General features: G+C 56.1%; 13 protein-coding genes and 1 tRNA gene. 2 read left to right on the top strand and 12 right to left on the bottom strand.

Annotation, left to right across the window (positions count from 1 at the left end):
• From msub_RS18450 to msub_RS18400, 10 genes are all read right to left on the bottom strand, one after another.
• Entirely contained in the window at nucleotides 1-906 is a 906-nt protein-coding gene (locus msub_RS18450; protein ID WP_048497594.1) for a LysR family transcriptional regulator, read from the bottom strand.
• Nucleotides 907-980: 74 nt separating this feature from the next.
• Nucleotides 981-1,991 (bottom strand): ABC transporter ATP-binding protein, encoded by a 1,011-nt coding sequence (locus msub_RS18445; RefSeq protein ID WP_048497593.1) that lies wholly within the window; start codon nucleotides 1,989-1,991, stop codon nucleotides 981-983.
• The gene (locus tag msub_RS18440; RefSeq protein ID WP_048497592.1) at nucleotides 1,988-2,986 is read right to left on the bottom strand and encodes an ABC transporter ATP-binding protein; all 999 of its coding nucleotides are present in this window, start codon (nucleotides 2,984-2,986) and stop codon (nucleotides 1,988-1,990) included. The genes msub_RS18445 and msub_RS18440 overlap by 4 nt, the downstream gene beginning before the upstream one ends.
• Before the next feature lie 4 nt (nucleotides 2,987-2,990).
• Nucleotides 2,991-3,929 (bottom strand): ABC transporter permease, encoded by a 939-nt coding sequence (locus msub_RS18435; RefSeq protein WP_048497591.1) that lies wholly within the window; start codon nucleotides 3,927-3,929, stop codon nucleotides 2,991-2,993.
• Nucleotides 3,926-4,975 carry an ABC transporter permease gene (locus tag msub_RS18430; protein WP_048497590.1) on the bottom strand — a complete coding sequence of 350 codons (1,050 nt, stop codon included), beginning with the start codon at nucleotides 4,973-4,975 and terminating at the stop codon, nucleotides 3,926-3,928. Before msub_RS18430 ends, msub_RS18435 begins: the two co-directional genes overlap by 4 nt.
• Before the next feature lie 76 nt (nucleotides 4,976-5,051).
• Nucleotides 5,052-6,278 carry an ABC transporter substrate-binding protein gene (locus msub_RS18425; RefSeq protein WP_227506853.1) on the bottom strand — a complete coding sequence of 409 codons (1,227 nt, stop codon included), beginning with the start codon at nucleotides 6,276-6,278 and terminating at the stop codon, nucleotides 5,052-5,054.
• Nucleotides 6,279-6,303: 25 nt separating this feature from the next.
• A protein-coding gene (locus msub_RS18420; RefSeq protein WP_227506621.1) for an IS3 family transposase occupies nucleotides 6,304-7,391 on the bottom strand; the annotation gives its coding sequence in 2 pieces (ribosomal slippage) (nucleotides 6,304-7,139 and nucleotides 7,139-7,391; 1,089 coding nt in all).
• Nucleotides 7,392-7,435: 44 nt separating this feature from the next.
• Complete coding sequence (locus tag msub_RS18410; RefSeq protein WP_048497589.1) at nucleotides 7,436-7,816, bottom strand: ABC transporter substrate-binding protein; 381 nt, start codon at nucleotides 7,814-7,816, stop codon at nucleotides 7,436-7,438.
• A 157-nt stretch (nucleotides 7,817-7,973) separates the two neighbouring features.
• Nucleotides 7,974-8,696 (bottom strand): LrgB family protein, encoded by a 723-nt coding sequence (locus tag msub_RS18405; protein WP_048497588.1) that lies wholly within the window; start codon nucleotides 8,694-8,696, stop codon nucleotides 7,974-7,976.
• The gene (locus msub_RS18400; RefSeq protein ID WP_048497587.1) at nucleotides 8,689-9,063 is read right to left on the bottom strand and encodes a CidA/LrgA family protein; all 375 of its coding nucleotides are present in this window, start codon (nucleotides 9,061-9,063) and stop codon (nucleotides 8,689-8,691) included. Before msub_RS18400 ends, msub_RS18405 begins: the two co-directional genes overlap by 8 nt.
• 75 nt (nucleotides 9,064-9,138) lie before the next feature.
• Here msub_RS18400 and msub_RS18395 point away from each other — a divergent pair, with 75 nt between their 5' ends.
• Both msub_RS18395 and msub_RS18390 read left to right on the top strand, forming a co-directional pair.
• The gene (locus msub_RS18395; protein WP_048497586.1) at nucleotides 9,139-9,684 is read left to right on the top strand and encodes a YaeQ family protein; all 546 of its coding nucleotides are present in this window, start codon (nucleotides 9,139-9,141) and stop codon (nucleotides 9,682-9,684) included.
• A 90-nt stretch (nucleotides 9,685-9,774) separates the two neighbouring features.
• Nucleotides 9,775-9,851: transfer RNA gene (locus msub_RS18390), tRNA-Arg, on the top strand.
• A gap of 397 nt (nucleotides 9,852-10,248) precedes the next feature.
• Here the strand turns inward: msub_RS18390 and msub_RS21365 are convergent.
• Both msub_RS21365 and msub_RS18385 read right to left on the bottom strand, forming a co-directional pair.
• Nucleotides 10,249-10,965 carry a hypothetical protein gene (locus tag msub_RS21365; protein ID WP_082146587.1) on the bottom strand — a complete coding sequence of 239 codons (717 nt, stop codon included), beginning with the start codon at nucleotides 10,963-10,965 and terminating at the stop codon, nucleotides 10,249-10,251.
• Between the two features lies 1 nt (nucleotide 10,966).
• Complete coding sequence (locus msub_RS18385) at nucleotides 10,967-13,840, bottom strand: HsdM family class I SAM-dependent methyltransferase (protein WP_048497585.1); 2,874 nt, start codon at nucleotides 13,838-13,840, stop codon at nucleotides 10,967-10,969.
• Nucleotides 13,841-14,603 lie beyond the last annotated feature (763 nt).

The raw sequence follows: 14,603 nt of genomic DNA, 5'->3' as shown, positions 1-14,603 counted from the left end.
TCAGTTTTCCAGTTGGTTCCAGAGGGTGATCAAGTCTTCCGAACGGGCATCCCGCAGGCGGATCAGGCGAATTTCCAGGGGCACGTCCCAACGCTCGTCTCCCGCCCGCACCAGACTGCCGAACTGTTCGCTCTTTTCGGTCATCCGCTGCGGCAGCCAGCCCATGCCAAAGCCCTGCTTGACCAGTGCCTTGACGCTGGCCGACTGGGTATTCTCGTTCAGGGGCAGCAGGTTGGCGCTCAGCCTCTGCCGCGCCAGGTGGCCTTCGATCGCGGACTGCAGAAAGCCCCGGTTATGATAGGCAATCAGCGGCGCCGGCTGCTCCGGGCTGCCCGGCAGCGGGAACCGTGGCTGGCCGCTCTCGTCGGCAACACTGACCGGCACCAGGGCTTCCCGGGCCAGCACCAGCCACTCAAAGCTCTCGGCCGTCAGCCGGGCGCCCCAGGGCAGGTCCGGATGCCAGTAACACAGCACCAGGTCGCATTCACCGCCTTCCAGAGCATCCAGGAACTGTTCGCCGACCCAACTGGTGGCTTTCAGGTTGAGCTGCAGGCGCTCGGCAATACCGGCGTCGGTGGCCCACCCCTGGTAGAAGTGGGAAAACAGCCCCTGGGTCGAGCCGACACTGATCCGCGCCGACGCCTGGGCTTCCAGAGCCGTAATGCGCTCCCGGGTGTCCCGAACGTCCCGGGTAATCCGCCCACACAGCTCCAGAAACAGCTCCCCCGCCGGGGTCAACGTCAAGGGCAGGGTCTGGCGATTGATCAGGGTCGTGCCCATGGCTTCTTCGAGCAGCTTGATGCGGCGACTGAACGTCGGCTGGCTCACATGCTGCAATTCGGCAGCACGTGAGAAATGGCGCGTGCGGGCAAGCGCCAGAAAATCTTCCAGCCAGCGTACTTCCATGGAATCCCCTGAGGGTGCGGGTTATAGGGCAGAGCGTTTAACTGAAGGCATCATAGCCTATGGTCGCGCCTCCGTTACAACCGCCCCTCCTCCACCGCATGGCAAGCCACCTGATTACCACCATCAGTGGTGATCAGCCCGGGCACTTCCTGCCGGCAACGCTCGTTGGCGTAGGGGCAGCGGCCGTGGAACACACAGCCGGAAGGCAGGTTCACCGGCGTGGGCACCTCGCCTTTCAGGCGAATGTGGTTGGGCCGGTCATCCTCAAGCTTCGGAATCGCCGACAGCAACGCCTGGGTGTAAGGATGCCGGGGCGTCGCAAACAAAGTCCTGGTGTCCGCCAGCTCACACACCCGGCCCAGATACATCACCGCCACCCGGGTACCGAAATGCTCCACCACCGCCAGATCATGGGTGATGAACAGGTAGGTCAGGCCCCGGCTTTCCTGGGCGTCCATCAGCAGGTTCAGTACCTGGGCCTGGATGGACACATCCAGGGCTGAAATCGGCTCATCGGCCACAATGAATTCCGGGTCCACCGCCAGTGCCCGGGCAATGGCAATCCGCTGGCGCTGACCACCGGAGAACTCGTGGCCGAACCGGCTGCCCCAGTCCGGATCAATGCCCACCGAATGCATCACTTCGTGAATCTTGTCCCGCACCTGGGCCGGCGACCAGTCCGGATGGTGGAAGCGGATCGGCTCCTCCAGGGTCTGCTGGATGGTCATGCGCGGGTTCAGGGAGGCATAGGGGTTCTGGAAGATCATCTGCATCTTGCGCCGGTACGGCAGAGATGCCTTGCGCTCCAGGTTGTCGATGCGCTGGCCGTCGTAGTGGATTTCGCCGGCGCTCGGGGAGATCAGCCCCATCACGGTGCGGGCGACGGTGGACTTGCCGCAGCCGGATTCGCCCACCACACACAGCGCCTCACCCTTCTGCACTTCCAGATCAACACCGTTAATCGCGTGCACCGATTCCTGTTTGCGGCGAAAACGGCCACCCTCGAAGCTGATCTGTTCCAACAGACTGCCGGAGAGGTCAAAGCGTTTCTCAAGACCGCGGATACTTACCAAAGGGGAGGTCATGATTCGGCCTCCTGCATGCGTTTCTCCTGCTCAATCAGGTTGGCGACTTCGTAACAGGCCACCTCCACATTGCCCGAATGCACATAGTCCGGCATCGAGTGCCGGCACTGCTCGGTGGCAAAGTTGCAACGGGGGTGGAACGGGCAACCCGTGGGGACGTTCTTCAGGGACGGCATGGAACCGGGAATCTGGAACAGCCTTGCCCCCGGCTCGCCCAGTTGGGGCAACGCATTGATCAATCCCTGGGTGTAGGGGTGCTGGGCATCGTTGATGATTTCCCGGGTCGGCCCCTGCTCGATGATACGGCCGGAATACATCACCAGCATACGCTGGGTGACCTGGGAGACCACGCCCAGATCATGGGTGATCAGCATCAGCGCCACGTTCTCCTGCTCGCACAGATCCAGCAGCAAATCCATGATCTCCGCCTGAATGGTTACGTCCAGGGCGGTTGTCGGCTCATCGGCAATGATGATTTCGGGGTCCAGCAGTAGCGCGATGGCAATGATCACCCGCTGACGCATACCACCGGACAATTCATGGGGGTACTGGTCCAGGCGCTTTTCCGGAGACGGAATCTGGACTTTCTGCAGCCGGTCCAGGGCAATCGCTCTCGCCTCTTTCTTGCCGGTATTCCGGTGCGCCTGAATAGCTTCCACCATCTGGGTACCAATGGTCAGCACCGGATTCAGGGTCATCATCGGATCCTGGAAAATCATGGCGATGCGGTTGCCCCGGATCCTGCGCAGCTCCCGCTCACTCATGGCCGCCAGGTCACGGCCTTCGAACAGGATCTGGCCGCCGGCGATATAGCCGGGTTTGGCGATCAGATTGAGGATGGAAAACGCCGCCACGGATTTACCGGCGCCGGATTCGCCCACCAGGCCCAGGCGTTCGCCTTTATCGAGGCTGAAGCTGATGCCCCGAAGCGCCGTAAGGTCGCCGCCACGCACCGCAAAACGCACATCAAGATCTCTTACTTCCAACAGTGCCATGGTGTTACCCCTTGTACAGCCGTGGGTTCATTACATCCCGCAACCAGTCACCCAACAGGTTGATGACCAGCACCAGCACCACCAGCACCAGGCCCGGCAGCAGAGTGATCCACCAGGAACCGCTCTGGATATAGTCAAAACCGGATTTGATCAGCGAGCCCAGCGACGGCTGGGTTTCCGGCATGCCCAGGCCCAGGAACGACAACGCAGCCTCGGAGATGATGGCGTTGGCAATCTGCACCGTGGCGATCACGAAAATTGGCGACAGGGTGTTGGGCAGAATGTGCCGGAACATGATCCGGGGCGTACCGAAGCCCATCACCTTGGCGGCATCCACATACTCTTTTTTCTTTTCCGCCAGCACCGAGGCGCGCACGGTGCGGGCAATCTGTGGCCATTCCGCCACGCCGATAATGAAGATGAGCATGTAGATGGCAATCTCGCCGAACATCAGGTTGCCAAAGCTGGCCTTGAAGACGGCGCCCACGATGATGGCCACCATCAGGGTGGAGAACGACAGTTGCACGTCGGCGATGCGCATGAGCACCGAATCCACCTTGCCGCCCAGGTACCCGGCCAGCAGGCCGAACAGGATGCCCAGCACCGATTGCAGCAGAACGGCACCAAAGCCGATCAGGAGCGACACCCGGGTGCCGTAGAGAATGGTGGAGAGCATGTCCCGGCCCTGGGCGTCGGTGCCCAGAGGGAAAGCCGGGTCAGCGCCGCTGAGGCCGACCGGCGGCAGCTCGGAATTCATGATATTGATCTGCGCCAGATCGTAGGGGTCGGTGGGCGCCAGCAAAGGCGCAAACACCGCCGCCAGCACCATCAGCACCAGCACCACGAAACTGGCAATCGCCACCTTGTCGCGCTTGAAGCTGTACCAGAGGAAGGACTCGCGGAAGCGGTCCCAGCGGGAAACCGTTGCCGTTGCCGTTGTCATGCTTTCTTACCTGTCAGTTTTACGGTGGGATTCACCAGGCCGTAGATCAGATCCACCACGGTGTTGGTGATCACAAAGATCAGGCCGACCACCATCAGGTAGGCCACGATCAGCGGAATGTCGCTGCGGGTAATCGCCTCGAGGAACATCAGCCCGACACCCGGCCACTGGAACACTGTTTCCGTGAGAATGGTGTAGGCCACCATGATGCCGATCTGCACACCGCCGACCGTAATTACCGGCAACATGGTGTTCTTCAGGGCGTGCAGAAAGTTGATTCGGCCGGCACTCAGTCCCTTGGCCCGGGCATAGCGGATGTAGTCGCTCTGCAGCACTTCCATCATCTCGGCGCGAATCAGCCGGATAAACAGCGGCAACATGATTGACGCCAGCGAAATTGATGGCAGAACGAGGTGCATCAGGCCGCTTTCGCTGAAAAAGCCGGATCTCCAGGTACCGAACAGGTGGGTCAGGTTGTCACCGCGGCCGTACGATGGCAGCCCGCCTTCGGTGGAGAAGAAGTCGTTCAGCCATTGCCCCCAGGCCGTATCGGACGGAAACCATTGCACCGTCACCCCGATGGAGAATAGCTGGATCAGCACAATCGCGGTCAGGAACACCGGAATGGAAATGCCCACGGTACTGATGCCCATGAAAAACTTGGCCAGCCAGGCCTGGGGCCGGATCGCCGCATACACGCCGATAGGTACCGAAAACACTATGATGATCAGGCTGGCTCCGATCACCAGTTCCAGGGTCGCTGGCAGGTGGTCGAGGATGACCGCCATGGTGGGTTCGCCATAGAAATAGGAGGTACCAAGATCCCCCTGCAGGGCATTGCCGGCAAACCGCAGGTACTGCACCAGGAACGGATCATCCAGCCCCAGCTCCTCGCGCAGGGCCTCCCGCTCCTGTTCGGACACCGACATGCCCACCATCTGCTGAAGCGGATCCCCCAGGCCATCCTGGATGGCGAACGCGATCACGCTGATCACGAACATGACCAGAACCGCCTGGGATATCCGCTGAACCAAAAACGCTAGCATGGAAATTTTCCGGGTAAAGCTTGCAAACAAAAGGCCGGCTACGGATCACCCGGAGCCGGCCCGCGGTTACGGACGATTACTCGACAACCAGATCACCCAGGTACGGGAAGTTCATGACGTTGAGCACCGGCTCGATCTTAACGTTCTTCTTCGAGGCCCAGGCCAGGTCCTGCCAGTGCAGGGGAATGAAGGCCGCATCGTCGTACAGGCGCCGCTCCACTTCCTTGAGCATGGCGGACCGTTTGTCCAGATCGGTCTCGACACTGGCCTTGTTCACCAGGGCGTCAATCTCGGGGTTACAGTACATACCCGCGTTGTACTGGCCGGCACCGGTCTCGGCGTTCGGACAGAAGGTCAGGAACTCGAAGAAGTTGGCCGAATCCTCGGTGTCGGCGTGCCAGCCAATCATCATCATGTCCGCAGAGCGGTTATCATACTCCGGCCAGTACTGGGCCTTCGGCAGGGTTTTCAGATCCACCTTGATGTTGATGCGCGCCAGCATGGCGGCCACCGCCTGAGCGATCTTGTCGTCGTTCACGTAGCGGTTGTTCGGCGCCATCATGGTGATGGTGAAGCCATCCTCGTAACCGGCTTCCTTCATCAGCTGCTGCGCCTTCTCGACATCATAACGCGGCTTGAGCTCTGGATTGTGGCCCTGATAGCCCCGCGGTGACATCTGCGCCGCCGGAGTTGCAAAGCCCTTCATGATCTTGGCCGCGATGCCCTCCTGGTTGATCGCATAGGCGATAGCCTGACGAACCTTCGGGTTCTTGAAGGCTTCGACACGCTCCTGGTTCATGTGCAGCAGGATGATGCGGGTGCCGCTCATGGTCACCAGGCTGGTGTTCGGATCCTGCTTGATGCGTTCAAGATCGGTCGGCGGCACCGGGGCGATAAAGTCCACGCCACCGGACAGCAACGCCGAGACCCGGGTGGCATTTTCCTTGATCGGCGTCAGCGTAATCTTGCCGACGTTGCCCGGGGACTCGGTATCCCAGTAGTCATCAAAGCGCTCGAATTCCACCCGGACACCCTGCTGGCGCTCGGTCACAGTATAGGGGCCGGTACCGGACAGATGCTCAGAGGCAAAAGAGTTGCCGTGCTTGACGATGGCGCTCTTGTCCTTGCCGTCCTCGGTCTTGCCGCTGTAGAACTCGCTGTCCATCGGGAAGATGTAGGTGGCGGTATTGAGCAGCAGCGGATAGGGCTCTTTGGTGACCAAATCGAACGTGTAATCGTCAATGATCTTCAGCTCGCTGAAGGGCTGGAAGATGGCCTTGAAGTCCTGGGGTAATCCCCCCATTTTTAACGGGGTTCAAAAGTAGACCTCAGGCCATCATGGCCAATTTTTGTTGAGGAGTAATTCCTCCGAGTCCCATATTGGGGCGTTCGTGATTGTAGTGCCAGAGCCAGCGGGTGGCATAATCCTGGACTTCTTCGGTGCTGTCGAACAGATACTGTGCCAGCCAATCGTAACGGACCGTTCGGTTGTAGCGTTCGATATAAGCATTCTGCTGGGGTTTGCCAGGCTGAATAAACGCCAGCTTGATCTCTCGTTTTTCGGCCCAGGCTGACAGCTTGCCGCTGATGTACTCAGGCCCGTTGTCACAACGGATAGAGCGCGGTTTACCCCGCCATTCAATGATCTGCTCCAGTGATCGGATAACCCGTTCTGCCGGAAGCGAGAAGTCCACTTCGATGCCAAGCCCCTCGCGGTTAAAGTCATCGATCACATTCAACAGCCGGTAACTGCGTCCGTCGTTGAGCTGGTCGTGCATGAAGTCCATCGACCAACTGTCGTTGATCATTTCCGGCACAGCCAACGGTTCCGGCTTTTCACGAACCAGACGCTTCTTGGGCTTGATGCGCAGATTCAGTTCCAGCTCCCGGTAAATCCGATAGACCCGTTTGTGGTTCCAGGTAAAGCCTTTCACATTGCGCAGATGCAGGAAGCACAGACCAAAGCCCCAGTTCCGCTGATTGTGGGTCAGCCGCACCAGCCAGTCCGCGATCTCAGCGTTCTCGCTGCTCAGTTTGGGATGATAGCGGTAGCAGGTCTCACTGATGCTGAACATCCAGCAGGCCAGACGAATGCTGACACGCTTTTCATCAACGGCTTTCTGCGCCATCTCACGGCGACGAGACGGCTTCACCACTTTTTTTCGATGGCTTCCTTGAGAATGTCAGCCTTCAGCCGCTCCTCGGCATACATCTTCTTGAGCCGGCGGTTTTCATCCTCCAGCTCTTTCAGGCGGGCCATCATCGATGCATCCATGCCGCCAAACTTGGCGCGCCATTTATAAAAGCTGGCACTGCTCATGCCGTGCTCACGGCAAAGCTCCGGAACCGGTACGCCGTTCTCGGCTTGCTTGAGTATCGACAGGATCTGGCTGTCGGAAAAACGTGACTTCTTCATGCAGAATCTCCCTGCGTGTAGCTTACGGAAAATTCTACTTTTGATCACCGCTGTTTTTCGGGGGGATTACCCTGGCTCTGCTTTAGCCGATCGAAGGTGAACTTCACATCCTTGGCAGTCAGCTCGTTCCCGGAGTGGAACTCCACCCCTTCACGCAGCTTGAAGCGCATGGTTTTGTCATCGATCCGCTCCCAGCTTTTGGCCAGGCGAGGCTCGAAGCCCAGGTCCTTGGTCCAGCGCAGCAGCGGGTCAAAGGCCATGTGGGACAGCTGCAGAGTGCCACCTGAGAGCTGCTCATGGATATCGAGGGTCACGGGGTCGGCGTCGTACGCCATTTTCAGTTCCTTGGTCGCCTCGGCAGACAGTGCCAGCGGAGCCGCCGCCAGAACCATGGAACCGACAAATGCTGCAATCAGTTTTTTCATTGCGTTTTCCGTCGCTGTTTTAGGAATTTTCACGGAACATCGGCGCAGAAAGACGCCGAATGCCTGGCCAACAAGCTAGTCTCGGAAAACACCTAGGGCAATCGAAATTGCGACATGGGGCTATACGCCAGATGAATGACCTGTTGTGGGGCGCCAGTCAGATGCGGAACACCAGGGGCAGGATCAGGGCGGTAAACACGCCGGTGAGGCTCATACCGAGAGAGGCAAACGCGCCGGCGGCGTGACTGATTTCAAAGGCGCGGGCGGTGCCGATAGCATGGCCGTTAAGGCCCAGGGCAAAGCCCAGGATGCGTTCATCGTTTACGGGTAACAGGCGGGCGAGCAGGTCAACGAAGAGGGTTGCCACCACCCCGGTAATCAGCAGGCCACCCATCATCAGAGGCACAGAGCCACCCAATTGCTCGGTAATCCCGATGGCAATTGGCGCAGTGACAGACTTGGGCGCCAATGACGCCAGCACCTCCGGCGTGGCCCCCAGCGCCCAGCCAATCACTACTGCATACACCGCCGCGAGGGTGGCGGCGATGGGCAGCGTCACCAGAATGGGGCGCCACATGGCACGGATATGGTGCATCTGCTGGTACAGGGGAATCCCAAGGGCGACGGTGGCCGGGCCCAGCAATACCGTGAGCCAGCCTGCACCCTGGTGATAGCTCTGGTAGTCCACCGCCAGAACCGCAATCACCCCGGACAGCAGACAGGCCGCCAGCACCACGGGCGGCAGCCAGACCGGCCGGCCCATGCGGGCAAACAGCCAGTTGCCAGCGAAGAAGGCGCCCAGCGTCAAGCCAATGGCGAGAACTGGCGTGGCACCGAGGGTATCCGGCAACGCCTGGAGCCGGGTAAGGAATTCAGCCATGATCGCGCTCTCCGCCGGTGCTCTCTGTTCTGCCGGTCACCAGCTTCATCAAGAGCAGGGTGGTGAGAACACTCAGAAATGTGCCGACCAGCAAAGCCGCCGCCACCGCCAGCCACTGGCCGGCGAACTGATCCGCCGTGAAGAAGACGCCCACGACGCCCGGCATGATCAGCAGCACCAGCACCGACACCAACCCCTGGCTGGCCGAGGCCAGGGACTCACTCACACTGCCCTTCGCCATCAACGTGAAGGTGATAAAAAGCATCCCCAGCACACCACCACTGACCGGCAGGGCAAACAGCACCCGCACCGACTCGCCAAGGATAAAAAACAGTACCAGTACCAGAAAACCGCGCAACATCGGCATGCATTCACGCTCCGGCTGTGAAGAATTGCATTACACTAGCTCAAAGAGACATCTCTATACCAATGCAGGAAGCCCATGGCGCTCAAAGCAACCATCCTGAAGGCGATACTCAACATCGCCGATATGGACCGACACTATTATGCCGACCATCACCTGACCATCGCCCAGCACCCGTCGGAAACCGACCTGCGCGTGATGATCCGGCTGCTCGCCTTTGCCCTGAATGCCAGCGATACCCTGGAATTCACCAAGGGCCTGAGCAACGACGACGAACCGGAGCTATGGCAGAAAGACCTGACCGGAGCGATCGAACTGTGGATTGAGCTGGGCTTGCCCGAGGAGGACCGACTGCGGAAAGCCTGCAATCGCGCCACGAAAGTGATCCTGTATACCTACGGCGACCGGGCATTCCCCGTGTGGTGGGACAAACACCATGGCAAGCTGGAGCGTTTCGACAACCTCACCATCATCCACCTGCCCGGCGAAAGCACCGAGGCGCTGGCCGGGCTAGCCGGCCGGTCCATGAGCTACCAGATAACCATCCAGGACGGCGAGGTGACATTCAGCAACGATAACAACCTGGTTTCAATTACCCCTGAGCAGATTCTGCCTGAGAACTGATAACGGGAGTTGCCGTCAGGGGCTGGACACCGACCCGCTTCGCACGTAAGATTGCGCACTCGAAATTGCCGAGTACTCGCAATTTTGAATGCGCCCGTAGCTCAGCTGGATAGAGCGCTGCCCTCCGGAGGCAGAGGTCAGAGGTTCGAATCCTCTCGGGCGCGCCATATTTATCAGGGACTTGCGTGGAAACGCAGGTCCTTTTTTTTATGTCTGTGCCCAAATGGTGCCCTGGCAGTGCCCAGTCAATTTAGACTCAAGCATAATCAATTATTATGTTGACCTTTGCACGGTTTCCGCCTCACTGTCTTTGTGGCCCAACCGCTCTTAGCTATCAAAGCACAAAGGTTTACTGAGCGTTGTCAGCTTTGGTCGCAAAGCGGACATTCAGGCCGGGCGATTCAGGCCGATGAAATGGCCTCCGATTTTAGGCTAAGGGCGGCCACACGTTGCGGGGTAAATCCAAAAGAGGCTCGGTAGTGTCTAAAGAACTTGTAGCCGCGGGCATAATACGAGATGTTTAGTGCGCTAGATAAAGCGTGAAATTAGTATACTTCCTAACAGTCACATTTCTATCCAAAGATGATCAATATCAATTGGGTTTAAATCTTTGCTCCGAGAGTGATTTGAGAAAAGCGTAGCTATGTTTGAAACAGTATCATGACTTCCGAATTCAAGGTGGTCTGATGCTGACCAGCCATCAACGTTACCGCTCTCTAAACCGGAAATCCATGTCTCGATTTTATTCACCCAATATGGAATGCTTTCATCCTGCACGTAGGCGATCATTGCTGCACGCTCGTGAGACGCGGCATGGTGACCTGCTTTGAAGCGTTGGACTCCGCCAGTCGTTTTGAACTGGCTATATAGATACTCCCGCTCATCACGATCCTTTCCAGATGGAGTAGGGAGGCGTTTGCATTCAATAGGCAAAAGCGTTTTGTATTCTGTGTAATTTATTCCATCCACATTAAGTCTTGAGCAATTCGGTGCGGCGACGAGGTCAATTGATCGACTACTTTCAATTTCGTCTGGCTCTTCCCGTCTAAATTGAAGAAAGTCCCAGCCTGGGGTGTGATTGCTGGCGCTGTTAAGGCGAGCGCAAAGTTGTGCTGTCAACGCGGTCTCGCTCGTTTTCATTTGCCTATTGGGGTCATCTCTCCAATTGGGCAACACCCTACTTATAAATTTGATTAGTTCACACAACCACTCTCCAGAGCGAAATACAGTGGTCTCAAGTGTGCCTACATATGTTGGCTGTGAATTTTCGTCTGCAAGCATCCTAAAAACCTTGTCCTCGGAGGTCCGCCAAAACGTCATCTGCATCTCGAAGCGCAATCGAGCGCGTCCAAAATCGATGTCGATCGGGCTTGAGCAAAAACAGAAAATTTTTGTCATATACACGTGCGATGCGCGTGACAGTCAGGCCAGAGCCGCGTCGCTCGACCAACAGGGTATCAAGTCGGTCTTGAAGCTCACTAGAACACGACCAGTCGACTTCCCCATCGCCAAAAACAAAAGCTTTGCATATTGCTCCCGGCCAGTGTTGTGCTTGAAGAACGCGAAGGTGTGTGCTCTCGTAAACATTGTTTATTTGACGAGTGAAGATCGCATCAAAATCTGTAAGAGCTTCCGGGGGAACTACTTGCATCACGGGGGCGTCGCTGCCGAGCCTTATAAAGTCGCGTTGATAATCTACTATGTCTTCAGCTATGACTCGCTCATTTACACTTACGTCGAGACCTTCTTCTTGTTGAGGATAAGGAAGAGAGAATATGTCGGCGTTGAATATGGAAGTGGCGCGCTGAGTAAATAGGCGTGAGCTTATTCCAGCCACGTAAGCCTTGAGAATTTTGGATTCTGATCGAATCCAGCTTGCTAGAGCTTCAAGTTTCTCAAAATCACCTGGGGCAGAAAATCCAACTATTTCATTTTTATACGTTAAATAGCCCTCAGACCAAATGTCACAGTAGAGGTTTTGGTTCTCTTTAATTAGCAATAATGGGGCTAAAAATCGCTCCGCTGATTTCGGATCTTTAATAGGAGCATCAGGCACGATTTCTATTAAAGATCGGTCTATCCCACCTTCACCGAGCGCTTGGGTAGGTAGAAGTGGTTGGCCGACGAGATGTTGTACGTCTGAGGAGGCATTCTTCTTTCCTCCTAAATAACCTTCACCAAAATTCCAGCCTCTTCTGGAAGCATAATCTTTTATGGTGGGATAGCTCCTCAGTCGTTCTATAAACCTCCGAGCTCGCCCACCCCCAAGCAGATTTGCACGCCAGACGTCGGTCGCACACTCGGCGTCCCTATTGCGGAGCCAATGGAGGTCGTAATAGTCAATATCGAAACCCTGCTCGGCATTCGCCCTTCCATTACGGCGGAATACGGCATGCAGCATTCGGCTCCGGGGCAAAGGTTTCTTAGCTTCTGCTATTACTACAATAACCTTGGTATCGGCTCCCCCTTTTTTGAAGAGGCCTCGAATTGATACAAAATCGAGCACCTCGCGAACGCACCAACGATTAAAGAATGTTCGACGAAAGCCGATAGCATTTTGATTGTACAAAAATCCAGCAGGCTCAATCATCGCGACTGTACCACCGGGCATTAGCATTTCCATTGCTTCATGAAGAAATAGGTAGGCCAGCTGTTTGTCTGCTAACGTGCCATAGGTGCGGGAGTAGTCGTCATAGCTCCTTTGCGCACCCTCAGTTGTGAGCGACGACTCAAAGGGGGGATTGCCAATAATGACGGATACTGATGCTTGAATTAAGCCGCTTGACTTCGCTTCGAAAAAGCAGCCGTGGTGAAGTGTTTCACCTGCCAATTGCGGAAATAACCGTACACTTGATCTAATTTCTTCGGGTTGTAACGCATCGCAAAGACTAAGACAAAGACTGAAGGCAGCCAATTCTACTGCCCCCTCTTCGAGATCGATTCCGTGAACGTGTCTAAGAAGTCTCTGTAGATCCTCCACGTGCGGTTCGGCCCAATCGTTGCGCCATCGCCAATGTAAGACAAGCCGTTTGTATGCCTCTACTAGGAAAACTCCGGAACCACAAGCAGGGTCGAGAACGATTCCTCCATGCTCAACGAGCCTGTCGAGCTTTTCCCAGCTCAGGGCTTCCTCTAATACGAGTCGAACCAGCGCGGGTGGCGTATAGACTGAGCTAGACGTATTCTTCACAAAAATTTGATAGATATTACTGATCAACTCGACAGGCAAATCCCGGAAAGAATACAAGCGCCAGAGACTGAGCTGACCGGTACTATCTTGGTTGCCTTCAACGAGTTTGGCGTATTCGGCTAAATCAGCACTTTCTTTTAAGGTGGAACTCTCGAGGTCGGTGAGCCTGAAAACTCTACCATTAAACCGATCTTCGAGATTTCCGAGGAGCTTTGTCAGCGCCTCACCATCACCGAGCACTTCAAAAAAGCGCTTGGCGCCTTTCCGCGCAGACTCGAAGTCGGTTGGTAAAAGTACGGAGCGTTCTTCAAGGTAGGCAATAAGAAGCGAGAGAATCAGCAACCTTCGCCGTAGTCGTGACGGCAAGAGCTGACTCTCAGAAAGCCGCTTTTCAAGCTCAGCTACACTGGCAGCCAGAGTTCGATGTGCCGCCTTTTGGGCCGATAGCATAAGCTTACAAGCGTGTGGATCGTCCCAAATAGCTCCGTTCCGGATTCGGGCTGCGTCCCACCAAATATCTTGTGCTGCAATTTTAGCGCCTAGCGAGAGCGTTTTAATGGGGGAGCAAATTGGAATGCCATCTGCGCCTACAAAGTCCGGTTTATGAGCGCAACGAAAGAGTTGAACTAGGCCTGAGCCGGTACGGTAGATTAGGGGAACCCCGCCCCAGCTCCATAAACGTTTGTGCAACTCGGCAAAGCGGGCGTCGTCGGGTTCGTCATCTACATTGAATATGAATGCCTGCGCTACAGCTGAGCGCCCGTGCCGCTCGGCTTCGAAAAAAACAGCGTGCGCCCCGTAAGAGCGGGCCTTTTCCATGATTGCGACTTCTTCGGGAGGGCGCCCAGTGGCTGTGTAGCCGCTAACGGACACTAGTCCATCTACTATTGGTAGCGACGACCCTTCACCGATCGAGAACAGCCAGTCGGCTTTCTCATTACTGGTATAGGAGGTTCCAGCAGTCATTTATTCAGCTTCTCTTTAGATAGCTCGAGACCTTCTTTTAACGGGTCGGTCATGCTAATGCCCTGAGCGACAGCAAATCCTTTGAACTTCTTCTTAAATTCTGGAGGCACCTCAAACTGAGGGAAGCTCCCTTTGCGGCTTCCACAGACACGTGTTTACCCTCGACACAACTTTTTGAGCTAGACATTGATAGTACCCCGTTCTCGAACGCCGAGGCGCAGTCTGGTCGGAGAAATTACAGATTTCTGGATTTATTGCAACGCATAGAGGCATGAATCTGGCTTTCTGCCTCTAATGTCGTCTTCTGTTCTGATGTTGGATGAGCAGCCAGCGTACTAAAATGCTTATAAGCAATTGATAACCCAGTCTTGGGTTTGGCGCTGCCGCCGGTAGAGCAGTGTGACTGCGTCCGTTGTTGGAAATACTTCTCACTCCTCGGACCAAAGAAGTCGCGCAACACCAGAGACTGCCCCAGTCAATTGGCGAGCGATTTGCGAGGAGTATCTCTGACTCGGATGAAAGTGGCAAATCCGATGCAGACAATGATCCCAATGAGGCTGCCTCCAGCACAGACGGTGGTTCTGTGGATGGAAGCGGGTGTGACCGAGTGCTGCGGGAGTAAAGCATGAGCCAGGTCGAAAATGGTGTTCCTATCAATTTGGTAAATGATGATACAGCATTGAAGGCGACTTACCTGAAGTAGAAAGGAGCTCTCTTCAATTGCGTGCTTAGACGTTGATATCTTGGCCTATTCCGCTATGGA

It is taken from the genome of Marinobacter subterrani (assembly GCF_001045555.1).
GTDB lineage: Bacteria > Pseudomonadota > Gammaproteobacteria > Pseudomonadales > Oleiphilaceae > Marinobacter > Marinobacter subterrani.
The sequence above is the reverse complement of the archived record's forward strand: the minus strand, read 5'-3'. Positions and strand labels throughout refer to the sequence as shown.